22 protein-coding genes and 1 tRNA gene are annotated in these 21502 nt (G+C 61.0%); 15 read left to right on the forward strand and 8 right to left on the reverse strand.

From position 1 onward, the window contains the following. Positions 1 to 8: 8 nt before the first annotated feature. Entirely contained in the window at positions 9 to 1073 is a 1065-nt protein-coding gene (gene chvE, locus OS035_RS21675; RefSeq protein ID WP_003565744.1) for a multiple monosaccharide ABC transporter substrate-binding protein, read from the reverse strand. A gap of 271 nt (positions 1074 to 1344) precedes the next feature. Between chvE and OS035_RS21680 the strand changes: the two genes are divergently transcribed. Both OS035_RS21680 and OS035_RS21685 read left to right on the forward strand, forming a co-directional pair. Then, positions 1345 to 2352 (forward strand): LysR family transcriptional regulator, encoded by a 1008-nt coding sequence (locus OS035_RS21680; RefSeq protein WP_331814067.1) that lies wholly within the window; start codon positions 1345 to 1347, stop codon positions 2350 to 2352. A 152-nt stretch (positions 2353 to 2504) separates the two neighbouring features. Further along, on the forward strand, positions 2505 to 2975 hold the full coding sequence (locus tag OS035_RS21685; protein WP_183777557.1) for a hypothetical protein: 471 nt from the start codon (positions 2505 to 2507) through the stop codon (positions 2973 to 2975). A 6-nt stretch (positions 2976 to 2981) separates the two neighbouring features. On the opposite strand, the gene OS035_RS21690 is transcribed toward OS035_RS21685, so the two are convergent. Next, positions 2982 to 3272: a hypothetical protein gene (locus OS035_RS21690; RefSeq protein ID WP_183777556.1), complete on the reverse strand. Its 291-nt coding sequence runs from the start codon at positions 3270 to 3272 to the stop codon at positions 2982 to 2984. Further along, entirely contained in the window at positions 3263 to 3328 is a 66-nt protein-coding gene (locus OS035_RS33595) for a hypothetical protein (RefSeq protein WP_375166088.1), read from the reverse strand. Before OS035_RS33595 ends, OS035_RS21690 begins: the two co-directional genes overlap by 10 nt. Before the next feature lie 141 nt (positions 3329 to 3469). Between OS035_RS33595 and iolG the strand changes: the two genes are divergently transcribed. Both iolG and aac(6') read left to right on the forward strand, forming a co-directional pair. Further along, a complete protein-coding gene (iolG, locus tag OS035_RS21695) occupies positions 3470 to 4462 on the forward strand; it encodes an inositol 2-dehydrogenase (protein ID WP_097626475.1) in 993 nt (330 codons plus the stop codon). A 900-nt stretch (positions 4463 to 5362) separates the two neighbouring features. Next, a complete protein-coding gene (aac(6'), locus tag OS035_RS21700) occupies positions 5363 to 5815 on the forward strand; it encodes an aminoglycoside 6'-N-acetyltransferase (RefSeq protein ID WP_331814068.1) in 453 nt (150 codons plus the stop codon). A gap of 16 nt (positions 5816 to 5831) precedes the next feature. Here aac(6') and OS035_RS21705 read toward each other — a convergent pair whose 3' ends face one another. After that, positions 5832 to 7055 (reverse strand): ROK family transcriptional regulator, encoded by a 1224-nt coding sequence (locus tag OS035_RS21705; protein WP_183777555.1) that lies wholly within the window; start codon positions 7053 to 7055, stop codon positions 5832 to 5834. Positions 7056 to 7346: 291 nt separating this feature from the next. On the opposite strand from OS035_RS21705, the gene xylF reads away from it, so the two are divergent. The 4 genes from xylF to OS035_RS21725 all read left to right on the forward strand — a co-directional run bounded on the left by xylF (position 7347) and on the right by OS035_RS21725 (position 11039). Further along, a complete protein-coding gene (gene xylF / locus OS035_RS21710; RefSeq protein WP_183777554.1) occupies positions 7347 to 8387 on the forward strand; it encodes a D-xylose ABC transporter substrate-binding protein in 1041 nt (346 codons plus the stop codon). Between the two features lie 260 nt (positions 8388 to 8647). Continuing rightward, complete coding sequence (locus tag OS035_RS21715) at positions 8648 to 9961, forward strand: sugar ABC transporter permease (RefSeq protein ID WP_097626466.1); 1314 nt, start codon at positions 8648 to 8650, stop codon at positions 9959 to 9961. Between the two features lie 14 nt (positions 9962 to 9975). Next, positions 9976 to 10758: an ATP-binding cassette domain-containing protein gene (locus tag OS035_RS21720; protein WP_007630865.1), complete on the forward strand. Its 783-nt coding sequence runs from the start codon at positions 9976 to 9978 to the stop codon at positions 10756 to 10758. 204 nt (positions 10759 to 10962) lie between these two features. Further along, positions 10963 to 11039, forward strand: a tRNA-Arg gene (locus OS035_RS21725). 592 nt (positions 11040 to 11631) lie between these two features. Here the strand turns inward: OS035_RS21725 and OS035_RS21730 are convergent. From OS035_RS21730 to OS035_RS21745, 4 genes are read right to left on the reverse strand one after another with little or no spacing between them, the layout of a single operon-like run. Continuing rightward, on the reverse strand, positions 11632 to 12507 hold the full coding sequence (locus tag OS035_RS21730) for an FAD:protein FMN transferase (RefSeq protein ID WP_331814069.1): 876 nt from the start codon (positions 12505 to 12507) through the stop codon (positions 11632 to 11634). A gap of 20 nt (positions 12508 to 12527) precedes the next feature. After that, positions 12528 to 13385 carry an aldo/keto reductase gene (locus tag OS035_RS21735; protein ID WP_331814070.1) on the reverse strand — a complete coding sequence of 286 codons (858 nt, stop codon included), beginning with the start codon at positions 13383 to 13385 and terminating at the stop codon, positions 12528 to 12530. 43 nt (positions 13386 to 13428) lie between these two features. After that, positions 13429 to 14412 carry an aldo/keto reductase gene (locus tag OS035_RS21740; RefSeq protein WP_310807164.1) on the reverse strand — a complete coding sequence of 328 codons (984 nt, stop codon included), beginning with the start codon at positions 14410 to 14412 and terminating at the stop codon, positions 13429 to 13431. Between the two features lie 15 nt (positions 14413 to 14427). Continuing rightward, a complete protein-coding gene (locus OS035_RS21745) occupies positions 14428 to 15867 on the reverse strand; it encodes an MFS transporter (protein WP_331814071.1) in 1440 nt (479 codons plus the stop codon). A gap of 131 nt (positions 15868 to 15998) precedes the next feature. Between OS035_RS21745 and OS035_RS21750 the strand changes: the two genes are divergently transcribed. The 7 genes from OS035_RS21750 (at position 15999) to OS035_RS21780 (ending at position 21501) form a co-directional block, all read left to right on the forward strand. Then, positions 15999 to 16892, forward strand: a complete 894-nt coding sequence (locus tag OS035_RS21750; RefSeq protein ID WP_183853129.1) for a LysR family transcriptional regulator — start codon at positions 15999 to 16001, stop codon at positions 16890 to 16892. 147 nt (positions 16893 to 17039) lie between these two features. Next, on the forward strand, positions 17040 to 18080 hold the full coding sequence (locus OS035_RS21755) for an alpha/beta hydrolase (RefSeq protein ID WP_442967709.1): 1041 nt from the start codon (positions 17040 to 17042) through the stop codon (positions 18078 to 18080). Between the two features lie 110 nt (positions 18081 to 18190). Continuing rightward, complete coding sequence (locus tag OS035_RS21760) at positions 18191 to 18742, forward strand: GNAT family N-acetyltransferase (RefSeq protein WP_331814073.1); 552 nt, start codon at positions 18191 to 18193, stop codon at positions 18740 to 18742. A 354-nt stretch (positions 18743 to 19096) separates the two neighbouring features. After that, entirely contained in the window at positions 19097 to 20107 is a 1011-nt protein-coding gene (locus OS035_RS21765; protein WP_331814095.1) for an alpha/beta hydrolase, read from the forward strand. A gap of 10 nt (positions 20108 to 20117) precedes the next feature. Next, positions 20118 to 20534 carry a carboxymuconolactone decarboxylase family protein gene (locus tag OS035_RS21770; RefSeq protein WP_331814074.1) on the forward strand — a complete coding sequence of 139 codons (417 nt, stop codon included), beginning with the start codon at positions 20118 to 20120 and terminating at the stop codon, positions 20532 to 20534. After that, complete coding sequence (locus OS035_RS21775) at positions 20531 to 21031, forward strand: (R)-mandelonitrile lyase (RefSeq protein ID WP_331814075.1); 501 nt, start codon at positions 20531 to 20533, stop codon at positions 21029 to 21031. The genes OS035_RS21770 and OS035_RS21775 overlap by 4 nt, the downstream gene beginning before the upstream one ends. Continuing rightward, positions 21028 to 21501 (forward strand): cytochrome P460 family protein, encoded by a 474-nt coding sequence (locus OS035_RS21780; protein ID WP_310806583.1) that lies wholly within the window; start codon positions 21028 to 21030, stop codon positions 21499 to 21501. Before OS035_RS21775 ends, OS035_RS21780 begins: the two co-directional genes overlap by 4 nt. The last annotated feature ends 1 nt before the right edge of the window (position 21502 follow it).

The following is a 21502-nucleotide window of genomic DNA, read 5'->3' on the forward strand; positions in this document are numbered from 1 at the left end:
TTAACGTCTTACTTCAGCTTGTCTTCAGAGTAGTAACCGCTGTCGACGAGGATCTGCTTGTAGTTGGTCTTGTCGACGGCAACCGGCTTCAGCAGGTAGGACGGAACGACCTTGACGCCGTTGTCGTAGGTCTTGGTGTCGTTGACCTCAGGCTCCTTGCCGGACATGACGGCATCGACCATGGCAACAGTGACCTTGGCGAGTTCGCGGGTGTCCTTGAAGATCGTCGAGTGCTGTTCGCCAGCGATGATCGACTTGACCGACGGGATTTCAGCGTCCTGGCCGGTGACGATCGGCAGCGGCTGAGCAGCCGTACCGTAACCAACGCCCTTCAGCGAGGAGATGATACCGATCGACAGACCGTCGTAAGGCGACAGAACGGCGTCGACCTTGGCGTCGGTGTAGTTAGCCGAGAGCAGGTTGTCCATGCGGGCCTGGGCCGTTGCCGGATCCCAACGCAGGGTGCCGACCTTGTCCATGCCGGTCTGGCCGGACTTCACGACGAGCTTGCCGGAGTCGATGTAGGGCTGCAGGACGGACATGGCGCCATCATAGAAGAAGAAGGCGTTGTTGTCGTCCGGCGAACCGCCGAAGAGTTCGATGTTGAACGGGCCCTTGCCATCCTTGAGGCCGAGGCCGTCAACGATGGAGTTTGCCTGCAGAACGCCGACCTGGAAGTTGTCGAAGGTCGCGTAGTAATCGACATTGCCCGAATCGCGGATCAGACGGTCATAAGCGATGACCTTGATGCCGGCGTCATGAGCCTTCTGAAGAACGTCGGAAAGCGTCGTACCGTCGATCGAAGCGATAACCAGAACCTTGGCGCCCTTGGTGACCATGTTTTCGATCTGCGAAAGCTGGTTCGGAATATCGTCGTCGCCATACTGCAGGTCCGTGGCATAACCGGCAGCTTCGAGCTGCTTGACGATGTTGTTGCCGTCGTCGATCCAGCGGGCCGAAGCCTTGGTCGGCATGGCAATGCCGACGGTGCCCTTGTCGGCGGCCATTGCCGGTGCAACGAACGAAGCGACGCCGAAGGCAGCCGCAGCCATCAATGAGATAATGGACTTCATTTCTCTCTCCCTTGTTAATAGAGCAGCGGACGAAAAATCGCCCGCCCCGAAACTGTGGCAGGTTCCGTATTGGATAGTTACTTCAGATGGTGAGAAACGAAGTAGGTCTCCTCCACGATCTCACACGTGTTGAGTGCCAACCAGCACACGGCGGCAAACTGGTATGGATTCCTATAACTGTCAAATAGAATAACTGGTAAAGTGCATAACAATTTTGGTATATCGTTAAAAAGTATTACTTTTGATGGAGCGCAGCGAGGAGGCTGCAACCATGACGATTGTTTCAGAGCCCATTTCGATGGACCATGTCGATATCCACAGCGATAGTTTCGGCAATGACAGCCTTTTACGTGCAGGACTTAAGCTGAATCACCTGCGGATGATCGTCGCAATCGAAGATAGCGGACAGATTTCCGCAGCTGCGGAAGTCCTGAACATTTCACAGCCCGCGGCATCGCGCATGCTGTCCGAAATGGAATCAATTACCAAGACCCAGCTCTATGAACGCGTCGCTCGCGGCGTGGTACTGACGACCTTCGGCGCAGCACTTGCCAGACGGGCGCGGAAGATCCTCCTGGAGCTGCGCGAGGCGAGCCGCGAAATCGGCGAACTGAAGAGCGGCAAGGGCGGCTCGGTCTTCATCGGCGCGGTGACGGCGCCGGCCATGAGCCTCGTCGTGCCGGCGATCAACAGGGTGCGCAAGGCCTATCCCGGCATCGAGATCAACATCCAGGTGGAGACCAGCAACGTGCTCGCCCGCGAACTGCTCGCCGCCCACCACGACTTCATCATCAGCCGCATTCCCGACGATCTCAACCCGCGCCTGTTCGAGGTGACGGAGATCGGCATCGAGCGCGCCTGCCTGATCGTGCGCAGCCGCCATCCGCTGCTGAAAAAGAAAAAGACCAGCAGCCTTTCCGACATCAGGGATTACGACTGGGTGTTCCAGTCGCCGGGCACGCTGCTGCGCCGGACGATCGAGGATATTTTCCTGTCGCGCGGCGTGGCGCTGCCGGAAAATATCGTTAACACCTCGTCGCTGCTTTTAACCTGCGCCATCGTCTGCGAAACCGATGCGATCGCTCCTGTCGCCACCGACGTCGCCCAGTTCCTCTCCAGCCAAAGCGCCAGGGCTTCCGACGTGCGCACGCTGCCGATCGATTTCGACATCAACGTCAAGCCTTACAGCCTGATCACCGCCAGGGAACGGGCGCTGCCGCCGAGCGCCAGGCTACTCTATGACATCATTCTGGAGGAAAGCCTGAAGCAGGCAGGCTGACGCGGCCCGCAAGCCCGGCGCCATCTTGCCCATCTTAAATGCGCGCCGGAGCAATTCCAGCAAAAGGCGCCAGCGGTTTTTGCGTCCGGAAATTGCGTGAAAAAATTAGAGCACGTCGGGTGTTTCCAGCGGGATGCTCTTGAGGATGCGGGATGCTGTTCGGACAGTCGGTATTTCAATCAGTGCTCGAACGGCTGAAGGCCGAGGACGAGACGGCTGAAGAGGCCGAAGCGCCCGCCGCCCACCGTGTGGCAGGCCTCGGCACCGGCTTTGCTTTCGATGTCATGGAGGGCGTCTCGGTCGCCTCGCGGCGGATCGGCGAAGCCTATTTCGACAATCTGGATCTCGACGCCGCCGCCGGGTTTACCGAGAAACCGACGGCTTTGCCGGAACCAGAGCCCGCAATGCCCGACCATCTCACCCGCACGGCGCCGCAAGAGGTTGCCGCCGAACTGGCGATCTCGGCCGCCGACACGCCGCTGACGCTCAGCGAGAAGCGCCGCGCCTTCGCCCGCGCCAATCATCCCGACGGCGTCGCGCTGCCCTTCCGCGAGAATGCGACGAAACGGATGATGCTGGCCAATCTGCTGATCGACGAGGCGCTGCGGCGATTGGGCCGCTGACTGGTTTCAGTCTGCCTGCCCGTCCCTGGTGGGCTTTTCCGCGGATATCTCCGCAAGCTCTTCCTCTCCCTCGTCATTGACGTCAGGCTCGGCCATCGCCTGGGTGACTTCAGGCTGCGGATTGAAGGTCCAGAACAGCATATAGAAGGAATAGGCGCCCGCCGCGGCCGAAAGCACCGCCCAGAAGGGATCGCCGCCGACAATCTCGAACGCCGCCCAGCCGAAGCAGACGGCAACGATGGCGACACGCACCCAAAGGCGCCGGTATGCCGGATGGTTCGGATCAATCAGTTGCATCTGTGCCCCGCGGTCGCATATGTCACCGTGCCCATGGCATGTGTCACACCGGCCATGGCATTTGTCGCGCTTGTCTTTAGTTTGAATCTTGCAAATGTGAAAGAGCGGCGGGCTTGACGCGACGCAGAGAAGATGGAATGAAAATTCCAGATTTTTGGCAATTCGGTTTATTTGTTCCGAATTCAAGGGAGGTTGCTATGACAGTGAGATTTGGTCTTCTCGGCGCCGGCCGCATCGGCAAGGTTCATGCGAAAGCCGTCAGCGGCGACGCCAATGCGACGCTGGTCGCGGTGGCCGACGCCTTTCCGCAGGCGGCCGACGCCATCGCCTCCGCCTATGGCTGCGAAGTGCGCACCATCGAGGCGATCGAGGCGTCCAAGGATATCGACGCCGTCGTCATCTGCACGCCGACCGATACCCATGCCGACCTGATCGAGCGCTTCGCCCGCGCCGGTAAGGCGATCTTCTGCGAAAAGCCTGTTGATCTCGACGTCGCCCGCGTCAAGGCCTGCATCAAGGTGGTGGAAGAGACCGGCGCCAAGCTGATGGTCGGCTTCAACCGTCGCTTCGACCCGCATTTCATGGCGGTGCGCAAGGTGATCGACGACGGCAAGATCGGCGATGTCGAAATGGTGACGATCACCTCGCGCGATCCCGGCGCCCCGCCGGTTGATTACATCAAGCGCTCGGGCGGCATCTTCCGCGACATGACGATCCACGATTTCGACATGGCCCGCTTCCTGCTCGGCGAAGAGCCGGTCTCGGTGCTGGCAACCGCCGCCGTCCTCGTCGACAAGGCGATCGGCGAAGCCGGCGATTATGACAGCGTCTCGGTGATCCTGCAGACCAAATCCGGCAAGCAGGCCGTCATTTCCAACTCCCGCCGCGCCACCTATGGCTACGACCAGCGCATCGAAGTGCACGGCGCCAAGGGCATGGCCGCGGCCGAAAACCAGCGCCCGGTCTCGATCGAAGTGGCAAACGGCGATGGCTACACCCGCCCGCCGCTGCATGATTTCTTCATGACCCGCTACACCGAAGCCTACGCCAACGAAATCGCCGCCTTCATCGCCGCCATCGAAAAGGGCACGAAGATTTCGCCTTCCGGCGCCGATGGCCTGGCGGCTCTGGTGCTTGCCGATGCGGCGGTGCAGTCGGTCAAGGAAGGCAAACTCGTCAAGATTGGCTGACAGCTGGCTTTTGAACGGATAGGTTTGAGATGGCCGGGTGTTTTGCCCGGCCGTTTTGCGTTTGTGCATAGCGCTATTCCCCACTGTTTTGCTCCGGAAGTTCCTCATCCTCCGTCATGCGCAGCCGAGCACCCACGCCACATCCGCCGGCAGTCGTAGGTGCGTTTGCGCCAAACGCGCACTCAGCGAAGCGGATGAGGCGTCACCGGGCGGGCGCTATAACAGGCATGGGAAAGGAACCCGCGCCATCCGAAATGTCGAGGGCCTGTTTGGCGGCAGCGTATCTCCAGCCTCTGTCATTCCAGGCCTTGAGCCTGGAATCCATGGCCGCAGCCGATCGAGCCGGCCAAAGGTTCAGAGCGTTTGAAGGACCCCTCCTCACAAGGGGGAGGGACTAAGATGCCGCACCGCTTGCGATGACCTTCACCGAAACAATTTGTAGTGCCGCGACAGCAAGCAAGACTTCGAATTCGGGCGCCGTCGGGCGCGACGGGTTAAGCCCCTCCCCCTTGTGAGGAGGGATTGGGCGGGGTCTTGGGCAGCCACATAGCACCGCGGACGCGACCTCTCCCGCCGTCATTCCTGTGCTCGTCACAGGAATCCAGCCACCGCGCGTCGGCGCGGTGAATGACTCTCATTCGACGAGAAAGTGTCTCCCGCGCCCAAAGACTTGGCGCACTGGATTCCTGTGACGGGCACAGGAATGAGGATGCATGAGGAGATGCGACCTGCTCATTGTCAGTGGTGGATCCGGCTTAACTGACGGTGGGTGGCGCTATAACGGTGCCGAACCAGCTTGTGGCATGGGTGTTTGGGCGCTTTATCTTCCTGGAAATATCTTCGTGAAGCTGCGCACTTACCACTTTAATTGGGATTTTTTCGACAGGAGGGAATCGCGATATGGGAACGACGATTGAGGTCGGGACGATAAAAGATGTCGAGCCATGGGCGCAGCTTCGCGTCGCGCTATGGCCGCATCACTCGCTTGAAGATCATCGAGGTGAGTTGAGCCGGGCGTTTCTTTCAGAAAATGCAGAAGCAGTGGCGTTCATCGCTCGAAATGCTGCGAATGAAGCTGTCGGGTTTGCCGAGGCCACGTTGCGGCATGATTGTGTGAATGGATGCAGCAGCTCGCCCGTTCTGTTCCTCGAGGGGATTTATGTCCGGCCCGTTGACAGGCGAAAGGGTATCGCAGGACTGCTTTGCAATGCCGTTGCCGATTGGGGGAAGTCGCTTGGGTGTGTTGAGTTTGGCTCTGACGCACCGCTTGAGAATTCGGCCAGCCATGCGCTCCATGCCGCTTTGGGATTTGAGGAGACACAACGCGTCGTGTTCTTCCGAAAGCTGCTGTAGGCCGGGGCTGGGGGCTTCAATCCCCGCCCTGCCCTCCCGAGATCACGATATCCTGGTCGATCACCGATAGTGCCCGGTTAAGATGGCCTTCGAAGACGAGGATCGGTTCGTCTGGCACCACGCGGATTTCCGGCATGCCTTCCATGCGGACGATATGGGACTGGCCGAGGCCTTCTTCGATGCCTTGGCGGAGCAGGTCGTAATAACGGGTGCCCGGGCCAGTGATGGCGATGGGCATGCGTTCGGTGAGGCTGAGCATGCGGGAAAGGCCGTTGCCAAGCGCCAGGCCCGCCTGGCGGAAGGCGATGGTGGAGGTGCGGTGGCCCTGGCGGGCTTTGGCGGCGATTTTGTCGAGTTCCGTGACGGGGACGAATTTGGCCGGGATGGTATCGAGCGGCACTTCGAAGGCGCTGCGCAGGATGGCGTAGAAGCCGGCATAGGCTTCGATGCAGCCGCGGGTGCCGCAGCGGCAGAGACCGCCACCCGCCATGTGCAGCATGTGACCGAAATTCGGGGCCGAGATCTCCTGGCTGGTCTGGCCGCCGCGCCTGACAATGCCGAGGCCGATGCTGTGGCCGAGCGACAGGGCGGCGAGCGAGCGGAAATCGGCGCCCTTGACGACCTCCTCGCGGGCGCCGAGCGCGGCTGCGACCAGCAGCGTCTCGTTGTCGAGGATGACCTTGGCCTGCCAGTCCGGCCGCAGAACCGATTCGAAATCGATCTGATCGCTGCCGAAGATCGGCGACCATAGAAGCACCGGCTCTGTTGAGTTGACCAGGCCCTTGCTGCTGATCGAGATCAGCAGCACTTTCTCCTGGGAAATCCGGGAGCGCTCGAGAATGCGGGAGAGCCCGGCGCGTACTCCTTCAACGAAGCGGGCAGCCCCTGCGGGATCATGCGAGCGCTCCTCGCTGAAGCGGTCGATCAGCTTGCCGGCATAATCCACGAGCGAATATTGCACGGCATCGGACGAGATGATGACGACAATGAGATAGCCGCAATCGCGGCGCTGGCGCAGCAGCACGCGCGGCCGGCCGCGGCCGCTGGCGGCCTGCTGCTCCGATTTTTCGATGATATGGGCGCGTTCCAGATCGGCGGTGATCGCCGAGATGGTGGCCGAGGAAAGGCCGGTGAAATCGGATATTTCGGTATGGGCGAGCGCGCCGTGACGGCGCAGCACGGACAGCACGAGCACGCTGTTTCTCTGCCGGACCAGCTCCGTGCTCGACTTGGTCAGCATGAATGCCGCCCTCTCCCCTATGCCAAAATTCAATAGTTAGAGCATGATGCCGCCCGAAAACCGCTCACACTTTTCGGCATCATGCTTCTCTCCGCCCTCGCTTCCACTGCATCGCCAACCGCCGTTCCGCAGGGGAAAATAAGCTGACGGCCCAGTGTTGACAGCCGAAAAAATCTCTGACATCAAATTTCTCGACTGTCGAGAAAATAATCCGAATTTTCCTCGACAGCTTTTCGCGGTGGCCGGAGGAAGCATGGGCTGGGCCGGTCGCAACTCACTCGGGAGGATAGTATGAAGTCTATTTTGAAATTGATGGCAGGCGCGGCCATTCTCGTTTCCGTGCATACGGCTGCCATGGCTGCCGATCTCGTCGTCGGCGTTTCCTGGTCGAATTTCCAGGAAGAGCGCTGGAAGACCGATGAAGCCGCGATCAAGAAAGCTCTCGAAGCCAAGGGCGCCAAGTATATTTCCGCTGACGCGCAGTCTTCGGCCGCCAAGCAGCTGACCGACGTCGAATCGCTGATCTCGCAGGGCGCCAACGCGCTGATCATTCTCGCCCAGGATTCCGACGCCATCGGCCCGGCAATCGAAAAGGCCGCCGCCGAAGGCATCCCGGTCGTCGGCTACGACCGCCTGATCGAAAATCCGGCTGCCTTCTACATCACCTTCGACAACAAGGAAGTCGGCCGCCTGCAGGCCGAGGGCGTCTTCAAGGCCAAGCCGGAAGGCAATTACGTCTTCATCAAGGGCTCGTCCTCCGACCCGAATGCCGACTTCCTGTTCTCGGGCCAGCAGGAAGTGCTGAAGGCCGCGATCGACGCCGGCAAGATCAAGAATGTCGGCGAGGCCTATACGGACGGCTGGCTGCCGGAGAACGCCCAGCGCAACATGGAGCAGTTCCTGACCGCCAACAACAACAAGGTTGACGCCGTTGTTGCATCCAACGACGGCACGGCCGGCGGCGCGATCGCAGCGCTCGACGCCCAGGGCCTCGCCGGCTCCGTTCCGGTTTCCGGCCAGGACGGCGACAAGGCGGCGCTGAACCGCATCGCGCTCGGCACCCAGACGGTTTCCGTCTGGAAGGACAGCCGCGAACTCGGCAAGCGCGCTGCCGAAATCGCTCTCGACCTTGCCGGCGGCAAGGACATGGGCAAGGTCGACGGCGCCCAGGCTTTCAAGGGCGGCCCGAAGGGCGTGGAAATGCAGTCGGTTTTCCTGAAGCCGCTGGCAATCACCAAGGAAAACCTGAACGTCGTCATCGACGCCGGCTGGATCTCCAAGGCTGAAGCCTGCCAAGGCGTCAAGGCCGGCACGGTCGCCGCCTGCAAGTAAGCAAGCTTCGAACGTAATTGCCGGCGCCGCAGCGGAAAGACCGTTGCGGCGCCGGATGCGGATGAGACCTCCAAGGATGAGTTTCTCCGCCTCGCCGCACCATCGCGGACCTGCATTCCCTGCCGGAAGGGTGTCGCGACGCCACGCCACGGTTTCCGGAAGCATCGTGATGGTCAGTTGAAGAACAGACGAATGACGCCGCCCACAGTTTCGGGCACGCCGGCGCAGCCGTCCAAACATGATGGGGGAACGGCAAACCCATGGCCGAAATGGTAAAATCAACAGCATCAAGCGGGCCGCGAACGGCGGAAGCCAATCCGGTGACCCGCTTCTTCCGCGCGACCGAGATCGACACACGCCTGCTCGGCATGATCGGCGCGCTCATCATCATCTGGATCGGTTTCCACATCATCACCGGCGGCCTGTTTCTGACCCCGCGCAATCTCTGGAACCTCTCGGTTCAGACGACCGATATCGCGATCATGACGACGGGCATGGTGCTGATCATCGTCACCCGCAACATCGACCTTTCCGTCGGATCCGTGCTCGGCCTCTGCGGCATGATCATGGGCGTGACCCAGGCGAAAATCCTGCCTGAGTATATCGGCTTCGACAGCCCCTTCACCTGGGCGATCACGCTGCTGGTCGGCATTGCGGCGGGCTTCCTGATCGGCGCCTTCCAGGGCATGATCATTGCCTTCCTGAACGTTCCCTCCTTCATCGTCACCCTCGGCGGCCTGCTGGTCTGGCGCGGCGCGACCTGGCTCGTCACCAGCGGCCAGACGGTCGCCCCCATGGACCAGACCTTCCGCATCATGGGCGGCGGCGCTGAGGGCTCGATCGGCGCCACCTGGAGCTGGATCGTCGGCATCGCCGCCTGCCTCTTCGTCATCGCCAGCATTATCGGCTCGCGCCGGCAGCGCCGCCGCTTCGGCTTTCCGCGCCGGCCGATCTGGGCGGAATATTTCCTCGCCGTCCTCAGCTGCGTGCTGATCCTCGGCGCCGTCTCGATCGCCAACAGCTATTACTGGCCGATCAACATCGCCAAGAAATATGCCGAGACCAACAACATCCCCTGGCCCGAAACCGGCCTGGACATTCCCTACGGCATCGCCGTGCCGGTGCTGATCGCGATCGTCGTCGGCATCATCATGACCTTCATCGCCACCCGCCTGCGCTTCGGCCGCTACGTCTTCGCAATCGGCGGCAACCCCGAGGCAGCCGAACTCGCCGGCATCAAGACCCGCTGGGTGACGGTGCGCATCTTCGCGCTGATGGGCGTTCTTGCGGCCATTGCGGCGGCGATTTCCACCGCCCGCCTCAACGCCGCCACCAACTCGCAGGGCACGCTCGACGAGCTCTACACCATCGCCGCCGCCGTGATCGGCGGGACGTCGCTGGCGGGCGGCACCGGCACGATTGCCGGCGCCATGCTCGGCGCGCTCGTCATGCAATCGCTGCAATCGGGCATGGTTCTCGCCCATGTCGACACCCCGCTGCAGAGCGTCGTCGTCGGCACTGTCCTCGTCGTGGCGGTCTGGCTCGACACCGTCTATCGCGCCCGTGCCAAGTGAGAGGAGCCCTAGACATGGCTGATCAACGCACTCCCCTTGTGGAACTGAAAAACATCTCGATCTCCTTCGGCGGCATCCACGCCGTGGACAATGCCTCGGTCGATCTCTATCCCGGCGAGGTGGTCGCTCTTCTCGGCCACAACGGCGCCGGCAAATCGACGCTGATCAAGATCCTCTCCGGCGCCTATAAGCGCGACAGCGGCGACATCCTGATCAACGGCGAGCCGGCCGACATCCGCAACCCGCGCGATGCCAAGAAATACGGCATCGAGACGATCTACCAGACGCTTGCCGTTGCCGACAATGTCGACGCCGCCGCCAACCTCTATCTCGGCCGCGAGCTGAAAACCCGCTGGGGCACGCTCGACGACGTGGCGATGGAGGCTTCGGCGCGCGAGGTGATGGGGCGGCTCAACCCCAACTTCAAGCGCTTCAAGGAGCCGGTGAAGGCGCTTTCCGGCGGCCAGCGGCAATCGGTAGCAATCGCCCGCGCCATCCTCTTCAACGCCCGCATCCTGATCATGGACGAGCCGACGGCCGCCCTCGGCCCCCAGGAGACGGCGCAGGTGGGCGAGCTGATCAAGCAGCTGAAGAAGGAAGGCATCGGCATCTTCCTCATCAGCCACGACATCCACGACGTCTTCGACCTCGCCGACCGCGTCTCGGTGATGAAGAACGGCCAGCTCGTGGGCCACGCCCGCACCGAAGATGTGACCAAGGACGAAGTGCTGGGGATGATCATCCTCGGCAAGGTGCCGCCCAAGGCCATCCCCGGCCCCGGCGCCATGCAGATCTGAGCGCCGCTAAAGCGCCCTGCCCCAGACAACCCGCTCCGCCGCCCGCAAGGCCGGCGGAGTTTTTCGTTCGACCCCAAGGCTGACGAACAAAAACACCCCGTAAACCGCAAGCATCGGTATTTCTGAGAAATTCGCGATTGAAGCCGGCCGCAAGCTAGGCTAAGAACCACCCATCGGACAGGCGATTCAAACCGCCTCAGGCATGCACCCGTAGCTCAGCTGGATAGAGTGTTGGATTCCGATTCCAAAGGTCACAGGTTCGAATCCTGTCGGGTGCGCCAACTTTCTCGTTCTCGATCGCCACATAAGTGCGGACTAGATACCACTAAGCGCGGACTGTGAACACATAAACGCGGATTGACGCTCGAGTTCCGAGTCACTCGAGATTTGATGGTTCCAATTGGACTGAGCGTTGTTGGGAGGCCTGAGCGTCCAAGAAGGCTGGCCTGTCGGTCACCACCGACGTAGTTTATTGTCTACCTGCGCGCTGCTTGTTCCCTAACCTGGCGTATGGCGTCGTTGAATCCTTTCGGCGTCCCGCTCGAACCCGCCAGCTTTCCGACCCTGACTTGATCGATACGTCTACCTACAACGGCCTTCGGCACGGCGTCCGCGAATGCACGTTGGAGTTCTAGGGAGCGACGCACGTAGGCGTGCGGTGTTACAGCGACTGCCGTGATGACTCCGTCATTCAGCGTCACTCGGACGGTGATGTGAGAGGGCTGCCCGCCGTATTCGCCCGTCGCCGTATACTCGCCGTCGGCGTACTGCGGGGGACGCACGCCCTGAGCCTCGGCTTGTCCTGAAAGAACCACGGAGAGTGCCGCAGCCATAAGAATATTGCTTTTCTGGTTTCGCATGGTCGATCCCTTCTCATATGAACAGTTCGCCTTCGAAGTCTTCAGACACTTCTACACGCCCGTCCGCAAACATGCGGACGTACGAGAAGTCGAACGTGGTCTTCAGACGCGAGGCGGAACCGAAGAAAAGCGCTGTTGCAAGGCCGTCCGCAGTCGCCGTGTCGGCGGCGATGGCCCAGGTTGCGATGACATCCATGGTGGGACCCCCCGTTCGGCCGTCGAGGACATGATGGAGGTTGTCGCCCCATCGTCTCCGGTTGGCTGCCGAAGCGCAGAGAGATCTGTTCAGCAGGCTCGCGACGCCGATCACCATTGTCAGATCGAGAGGATGTTCCAGACCGACTTCAAGGGCGGTTCCACCAGCGTGGCGCATGTCTCCGCTGCCGTCGACAATGAAGTCTCGGAACCCTGCCTTCTCCAAGACATCAGCTACTAGATCAACGAGATATCCTTTTCCGACAGCGCCGAGGTCGATCGTGAGCGGCTTCCGCGTCGATAGCTCGCTTCCATTCCGGAGCACGTCGCGCCGCCAGCTTGCGCGCTGCAGTCCGCAGTCGATTGGGAGTGGCGACAGCGAATACTCGCGGTCATAGCCCAGCAGTTCGAGATCCCGGCCGATCAAAGGATCCACGGCCCCATCCGTAGCTACGTGAAGCCGGTCGTAGAGATCGAACATCCCCGCCGCTTCGGATGGGAAGACGAACGAGCCACCGTCGACGGCTTCAGAGACCCTCGCGATCATCGAGTCCTTGCGGAACCGGGAATAGGTGCGATCGAAGCTAACGACCAGCCCCAGAATTTCTTCCCGGATTCCGGCATCGAGTGGTGCAGGCGTGTCGACCTCCCAGGCCGTGCCTATGGCATCGAAACCGAAACGGGAGGTCGACATGCCGATACTCCGACCTCGGCTCAAAGCTTGCGGGTGCCGAGCCACTTAACTTTCTCCGGATCGCGATGATCGAAGAAGCTGCTGGTCTTCTGGTCGAGCGCGCTGATCGAGGCGACATCGTCCTGGTCGAGTTCGAAGTCGAAGACCGAGAAGTTCTCGGCCATGCGCTCCTTTCGGACGGACTTCGGGATCGCGACGATATTACGCTGGATCAACCACCGCAGCACGACCTGAGCGACACTCTTGCCATGTTTCTTACCGATCGACTGCAAGAGCTCGTTCGTGAACAGCCCGTTCTTCCCTTCCGCGAATGGACCCCAGGCTTCAGGCTGAACTCCGTATTCCTGTAGAAGTTGCTGAGCGTCATCCTGGTGATGGAACGGATGGATTTCGATCTGATTGACCGCGGGGACGACCTTGTTGTGGAGTGCGAAGTCCACCAGACGGTCGGGATAGAAGTTGCTGACGCCTATCGCGCGGATGCGGCCCGCCTCGTACAACTCCTCCATCGCGCGCCAAGCGCCGTAGACGTCGCCGTAGGGCTGGTGAATGAGCCAGAGGTCGAGATAGTCGAGTTGCAGCTTGTTCAGCGAACGCTCGAAAGCGGCCTTAGCCCCCTCGTACGTCGCATCCTCGATCCAGAGCTTGGTCGTAACGAACAGGTCCTTTCGATCGATGCCGTAATTACGGATCGCGCTGCCAACAGCTTCTTCATTGCCGTACGAGGTCGCCGTATCGAGCAGACGGTAGCCGACGTCGATCGCGTCGCGGACGCTGCGCTCGCATTCGGCGGGATCGGGAACCTGGAAGACGCCGAAGCCTAGGATCGGCATCTGGATCCCGTTGTTCAGCGTGACGGTGGGTACGGTGGTGGTCATTTTCGTATCCTTTGTATGGATGGGAGATCTGTGTGCGCTTGCCTTATTTCCCAACCCGCGCCTGAAGGTGCGCGGGGTATCTGTCTCCGACGATGTCGATCTTCGCGAGGGCGTCGGCGATTTCAGAAGCGTCGCTGGCGGTGAGTTCGACCGAGGCGGCGCCGAGGTTTTCCTCCAGGCGGTGCAGCTTGGTGGTGCCGGGGATTGGCACGATCCAATCCTTCTGCGCCAACAGCCAAGCGAGCGCGATCTGAGCGGGCGTGACACCCTTGGCTTCGGCGATCTGGGTCAGAGCTGCCACGAGCGCCTTATTCGCCTTGAGGTTCTCCGCCTGGAAGCGCGGAACCACGCTGCGGAAGTCGCCGGGGCCGAAGGTAGCCGTTTCGTCGATCTTGCCCGTAAGGAAGCCCTTGCCGAGCGGGCTGAACGGCACGAAGCCAATGCCGAGTTCCTCAAGCGTCGGGATGATCTCCTTCTCGGGCTCGCGCCAGAACAGCGAGTACTCGCTCTGGAGGGCGGTCACCGGCTGCACGGCATGGGCTTTGCGGATCGTCTGCGCACCAGCTTCAGATAGACCGAAGTGCCTGACCTTGCCTTCCGCAATGAGATCCTTGACCGTTCCGGCGACGTCCTCGATCGGCACGTTCGGATCGACGCGGTGTTGGTAGAGAAGATCGATCACATCCGTTCGAAGCCGCTTCAGAGATGCCTCGACTGACTGACGGATGTAGGCGGGCTGGCTGTTCATGTGCTGGCCACCGTCGGGGCTTGGAAGTTCGAAGCCGAACTTGGTGGCAATCACCACCTTGCCCCGAACCGGCTGGAGAGCTTCCCCGACGACGTCCTCGTTGGTAAACGGGCCGTAGACCTGTGCCGTGTCGAAGAAGGTCACGCCGCGGTCGTGGGCCGCCCGGATGAGCGAAACAGCATCCTTCGTGTTGGTCGCCACTCCGTAGCCGTGGCTAAGGCCCATGCATCCGAGGCCGAGCGTCGAAACCTCGAGCGTTCCGATAGTTCGTTTCTTCATGATCATTCTCCTTGATCAGGTCGCGCATTCGGTCGGCGCGACTTCTTCCTGGGATTTAGACTGCCGCCGTGCAGCAGGGATGATGGTCAGAAGCGAGATCACCAATGTCGCGATCAGCATGACGGTTCCTGCGTCGAACGCATGGGAAACTCGATACGCTGTCAGGTCGGCTCCGTTGAGGCCATTTGATCCGATGGCGGCAATGGCTATGAGAACGCCGAGGCCAACCGAGCTGCCGATTTGGTGGGCAACGTTCACCGCGCCGGACGCTGCTCCCGCGTCCGCATGATCAACCCGTGCGACACCTGATGATGTCAGTGGACTAAGCGTCAGGCCCTGGCTGATGCCGATCAAAACCATGGGTAGCGCCACCGCTGTCCAGTAGTTGGAACCTACTCCCGCCCGGCTGAGCCAGGCCATGGCGACGATGCCGATCAGCATTCCCACGATAAGGACGGGGTTCCGGCCGAAGCGCCTGATGAGGCGTGGCACGATGACCGCGACCGGGACATGCAGCATCGTGGCGGGGACGAAGGCAAGGCCCGCCAGTGCTGGGCGCAGACCCGCAACCTGCTGCAGATACAGCGTCGTGAAGAAGAAGAAGCCGACCATGGCGCTGATGTAGAGCACGCGGGCACCATATGCGCCCGAGCGCTCGCTGTCAGAGAACAGGCGAAGTGGCAGGATCGGCTGCTTCGCACCGCGCTCGATCAACACGAATGCGCCGAGCATGATGACGGCGGCGATCAGTGTTGCGAGCGTTACGACGTCCCATCCTGCCTGTGCGGAGCGGATGAATCCGTAGACGAAGGCGGCCATACCCAGCGTCGAGGTTACTGCACCGAACAGGTCAAATGTTCCCGGACGCTTCTTTGTCTCGTGGATGTAGATGCGGGCCGCGGCAACCGTGGCGATGCCGATCGGGAGATTGATCAGGAACCCGACCCGCCAGGAGAGCCAGTCCGCAAGCAATCCGCCAACGACGAGACCGACTGTCGCGGACACGCCTGCTGCGGCGCTGTAAAGCGAGACGGCGCGCACACGTTCCTCGCCTTCGTCAAAGGTGGTCTGCAGCAGAGCGAGGGTCGTCGGTGCGAGGATTGCCGATCCCAGTCCTTGGATCGCACGCCACGACAGCATCCATGCAGACGATTGCGAGGCTCCGATGGCGACGGAGGCGACGGTGAAGATTGTCATGCCTACCACGAACATCCGACGGCGGCCAAGTATGTCCCCGGCGCGCGCGCCAAGGAGGAGGAAGCCACCAAAGGTCAGCGTGTAGGCGCTCTGCACCCAGGCGAGCCCGGCGTCCGTGAAGCCGAGTTCGTTATGGATCTTCGGCAGGCCCGTCAGGACCACCGAGATGTCGAGGACGATCATCACGTAGCTGATAAGAATGATCGCAAGGATCGCTGTCTTGTTCGGTGGAGAGGTGGATGTGTTTACGTCAGACATTGCAGTCCCATTGACTTGCTTGCTCGACGGTCCTCCCCGGCAAGCTACGTTGCGATGACGGAAAGATAGCTCTTGCTGACCATATCGATTAGGGGCAGTAATCGGGATGAAGCTATAAGGAAGCCTAATGAATGCCGCAGGAGAACTTCAACGATCTGCTCGCCTTCGTGACGGTCGCCCGCGAGGAGAGTTTCACGCGGGCTGCGGTGAAGCTCGGGGTGTCGCAGTCGGCGCTTAGCCAGACCGTCCGGGGACTTGAAGAGCGGTTAGGCCTCCGCTTACTGACGCGGACGACGCGCCGCGTGTCGCCGACGGCGGCGGGCGAACGTCTTCTGAAAACCGCCGGGCCGCGCTTCGAGGAGATACAGGCGGAGCTTGCTGCCCTCACCGAGATGCGTGACAAGCCAGCAGGAACGGTCAGGATCACGGCCGGAGAGCATGCGGCGATCTCGGTCCTCGCGCCCTCACTCGACAAGTTCCTGCCCGACAATCCCGATGTGAATGTCGAGATCACCGTCGACTATGGCCTGACCGATATCGTCGCGGAGCGCTACGACGCGGGCGTCCGTCTCGGCGAGCAGCTTGCCAAGGACATGATCGCGATCAAGATCGGGCCAGAGATGCGCATGGCCGTCGTTGGCGCCCCTTCCTACTTCCGCCAGCACCCGTGGCCGGAAGTGCCTCAAGATCTCACCTCCCACAACTGCATCCAGATTCGCATGCCAACGCATGGCAACATCTTGCAATGGGAGTTCGAGAAGGACGGACGCGAACTAAACGTCCGTGTGGATGGGCAGATGGTCTTCAACAACATCGCTATGCGTTTGGACGCCGTCCGGCGCGGTCTCGGCCTCGCCTTTATGCCCGACGATCTGGTGGCCGAGGATCTCGCCAGGGGCACTTTAATCCGGGTCCTTGATGATTGGTGTGCGCCGTTTCCGGGATATCATCTCTACTATCCGAACCGCCGCCACGCGTCCCCGGCATTCCAGCTTGTTGTTAATGCCCTTCGCTACAGAGGGTGACAAGATGTATTGATAAGGAGGGCTAATACCCTCAATCGGAAATGCATCCCTAATCATCTGAATGGTGCTCGGTTACTCTCCTGACAGCTCAACGTTCAAAGGCAGGTACCGACCATGTTCAGACCTCTATCCGCTCTCGCGCTCTCCATGTTGCTCCTATCCTCGGGCGTGGCAGGGGCTCAGGTCGCTTCGAAGCAGGAGCCGCTGACAATTCAGGAGCAAGGAAGCTTCGCCGTCGGCGGCACGGTATCGAGCACGCCTGGAACCTTCGACAACAACGCTCCCACGGCGGCAGGGCAGACCCTGCATGGCGACCATGCCTACGTATTCTATCAGATTCCGCCGAATCCCAAGCCGCTGCCGATCGTGATGCTCCACGGAGCCTTCCAGTCCGCCCGAAGCTGGGAGACGACGCCGGACGGGCGCGAAGGCTTCCAGACCATCTTCCTTCGCCGCGGCTACCCGGTATATCTCGTCGATCAGCCGCGCCGCGGACGTGCGGGCAACAGCACCGTCGCCATGACGATCGAGCCGACGCCATACGACCAGCTTTTCTTCGACCAGTTCCGCATCGGCAAGTGGCCGGAGTATTTCTCGAACGTCCAGTTCTCCCGCGATCCCGCGGCACTCGACCAGTTCTTCCGCTCCGTCACGCCCAACACCGGGCCTTTCGACGCCAACGTGATCTCCGATGCCATGTCCGCGCTGTTCGACAAGACCGGTCCGGGGATCCTGTTCACCCATTCGCAGGCGGGCGGCCCCGGCTGGTTGACGCCGATCAAGAATCCGAAGGTCAAGGCCATCGTCGCGCTTGAGCCAGGAAGCGGCTTCATCTTTCCGGAGGGCGAGGTTCCGGCCGACATGCCGAGCGCCGCCGGAACCCTCAAGGGCGAAGCGGTGCCCGTCGCCGATTTCGAGAAGCTGACCAAGCTCCCAATCGTCATCTACTACGGTGACAATTTCCCGACCGAGCCTACGGCCGAACGCGGCCAGGACAACTGGCGTGTGCGGCTCGCGATGGCGAGGCTTTGGGTCGATTCGGTCAACAAGCACGGCGGCGATGCGACGCTCATTCACTTGCCTGACATCGGCATCAAGGGCGGCACCCACTTCCTGATGTCTGACCTCAACAATGTCTCGATCGCCGACCAGATCTCCAAGTTCCTGGCGGAAAAAAAGCTGGACTGATCGATCGAGAAGTCCCCGTGGCTGTCGCGACGAAAGACGCTCGTCGCGACAGCCCCAGCGTCACATTGGAAGGCGCACAAGATTTCGAACGATCCCCCGGGGAGCACGTTATGAAGGCTGGAAGACCATCGCCGGACCTCCGGTGCCTATCTCGCGGTATCAACATGTCCGGTCAGCACCTCGAATCGATCACCATAAGACCCGCAGCACGAGCGGATGCCACAGTCCTCGGATCCTATGGCGCCGCGCTCATGTCGCTTCACAACAATTGGGATCCAGCCAGGTTCATTCCTGCCGGGCCAACCACACCCGACAAATACGCTTCGTGGCTCGCGAGCCAGGTTGTCCGCGAGGATGTTGTCGTCCTCGTAGCGGAGGATCGGAATTCTATCATCGGGTACGTCTACGGCGCGCTTGAGGGGGCCGACTACATGGCTCTCCGAGGTCCCGCGGGGGTTCTTCACGACATCTTCGTCGATCCTCAGAGGCGGAGGGAAGGTGTCGGCAGACGCTTGCTGGAACAAGCCATCACGAGGCTTGCGGAAAAAGGGGCTCCGCGGATCGTCCTCTCGACCGCCTACAAGAACAAGGGCGCTCAAGCTCTATTCGACCGAATGGGTTTCCGAGCGACAATGGTTGAAATGACGAAGGATTTCCGGTGACCGAACCTTACGCCATTGGCATCCGACCAAGCATGGCCTCCCTCTAGCTAGATCACACGCAGCCGAGCCTGCGGTTACTCGCGGCCGCAGCGTCTCGATGATCCGTCGAGAGGTCGCCCGGTTTTTATTCCATCACAGCTTATCAAGTGATCGTGATTAATAAGGAGCTCTAATAGGCTCTAGCGGAACAAGCCGTCTAATCCCCCGTGCCGTGGCAGGCTATCTTCATCTCCGACAATTTCGAACACCGAACCTCAGGAGCCGGACATGACGGAGGTCATCGACAGCAGACGACGCGAGTTTCTGGGCGCGGCCGCGCTGATCATTTCAGGTGCCATCATAGGAGTTCCAGCAATGACCACCATCCAAGCTGTGGCAGCCGACTTCCGGCAGAACCCGTTCACGCTGGTCTACGACGGGGCGATCACCAAGAACGAGCCTGGCAAGGTGAACATCCACCCTGTGACCTACAAGCTCAACAACCTCGACATCGTGGCGAACGTCTACACGCCTGCGGGGTACGATCCCAGCAGGAAATATCCGACGATCGTGCTCGCCCATCCCAACGGCGGCGTGAAGGAGCAGACGACTGGTCTCTATGCGCAACGACTTGCGGAGCGCGGCTTCATCACGATCACCGCCGACGCAGCCTACCAGGGGGGAAGCGGCGGCGCGCCGCGCAGCATCGACAAGCCCCAGTACCGCATCGAGGACATTCACGGGATGGCGGACTTCATTAGCGGCTTCCCCGGCGTGGACATTGCACGCCTCGGGCTCTTCGGGATCTGTGGCGGGGGCGGCTACTCTCTCGCTGCTGCCAAGACCGACAAGCGCTTCAAGGCAGTTGCGACGCTCAGCATGTTCAACTCCGGGCGCGTTCGTCGGAACGGCTTCCAGGATTCCCAAATGGACACGATCCAGAAACGGCTGCAGCAGGCCTCGGCGGCCCGCGCGCAGGAAGCTGCGGGTGGCGAAGTGCTCTATGCAGGCGACGCCAATCTGACTGAAGCACAGATCGATGCGCTTCCGTTCGACCTCTATAGGGACGGTTACCGTTATTACTGGCACACCAATGCTCATCCCGGCTCCACCTTCAAGTACACGATGAGCAGCCTGATGGACTTGATGCGCTGGGACGCCACCGACGAGATCGGCCTCATCGACGTGCCCCTTCTGATGATCGCGGGCACGGCCGCCGACACCCTCTACATGACCGAAGACGCGTTCCCCAAGGCCACGGGCACGAAGGACAAGGAACTCTTCAAGATCGAGGGTGCCAGGCACATCGAGACCTACTGGGTTCCCGAGTACGTGGATGCGGCGCTGGGCAAGCTCGCACCGTTCTTCAACCGGACGCTGGTCTGAGGAGGAAGCAATGACGCGCCACCTGTTCCTGAACGCGTTTCTGACCATCGGCATAGTACTGGCGGCGCTCCCGGGCGTCGTCTGCGCCCAGCCTGTCAATGAACCCAAGGAAAGTCCAATGACCTCTCGTGCCCAGCAACTGATGGGGGACACGGCCCCGAAATTGGCCGAACTGACCGATGACGTACTCTACAAGGACATCTGGGAGCGACCCGGTCTGTCCAAGCGGGACCGGAGCCTGGTGACAATATCGGCCCTGATCGCGCTCAATCGTCCTGATCAGCTCAAATCACACATTCGCCTCGGCCTGCAGAATGGCCTCACTAAGGATGAGATCGTCGAGACGATCACGCACATGGCCTTCTACTCCGGATGGCCGAGCGCCGTTTCGTCGGTGGCTATTGCCAAGGAGGCCTTCGCCGAATGACCGAGAAGAAGTTGATCGTGGCTTCCGCAATGGCGGCTGTGGCGTTCGTGTCCACGTCTTCTGCGTTTGCAAACGAAGCGATCACAATTACTCACGCTGGATCGCAACCAGCGATCGCCGGAGCTCCGGATAAGTTCACCGGGTCCGTTAGAGTTGAGGACAACTTCAAGGCAACGGCACCCGCGACGGTGGGCGGCGCGACCGTCACTTTCGAACCCGGCGCGCGCACCGCCTGGCACAGCCACCCTCTCGGCCAGACGCTCATCGTGACCAGCGGAGTGGGCGTCGTCCAGATGTGGGAAGGGCGGCAGCAGGAGATTCGGTCCGGCGACACCGTTTGGATCCCGCCTGGCGTTAAGCACTGGCACGGCGCATCTCCGAGCAATGGAATGACGCACATCGCCTTCTCGGAATCCTTGGACGGGAAGTCTGTCGACTGGCTTGAGCTGGTTACCGACGCCCAATATTCCTCTCAAGCAGCGGAGGGTCAGCAATGACGCGTATTCCCTCACGTCTTACCGTCCTCGCAGCCGTGGCATGCGGCATCGTCATGATCGGCTGGCAGGTGGATGCAGAACCAACCAATGCCACGATGCCTGATATCAGCAAGCTCGTTCACTACACCACGGTGACGCGCGGCGAGGTCACCGAGCACATCATGACGACGCGCGAAGCTATCGAAGCCGTGAAGGCGGGCAAGCCCATCCCGAACGGCACCCATTTCGCGCTCGTCGACTACCGTGAAGGTGAAGTCTTTCGCTACTTCATCATGGAAAAGGGCACCGGATGGGGCGCTGACTATGACGAGAGCCGCCGCACAGGCGACTGGCAATTCCAATGGTTCAAACCGGACGGAACCATCAACGCCGCCGAGAACACCGCCCGCTGCCAGAGCTGCCACAGTTCTCGCGCCGACAGCGAGTTCCTCTACACCTTCAACGACATCCGGCGTTTCGAGTTCGAATGAC

The organism is Rhizobium sp. 268 (assembly GCF_036571585.1).
Classification (GTDB): domain Bacteria; phylum Pseudomonadota; class Alphaproteobacteria; order Rhizobiales; family Rhizobiaceae; genus Rhizobium; species Rhizobium redzepovicii.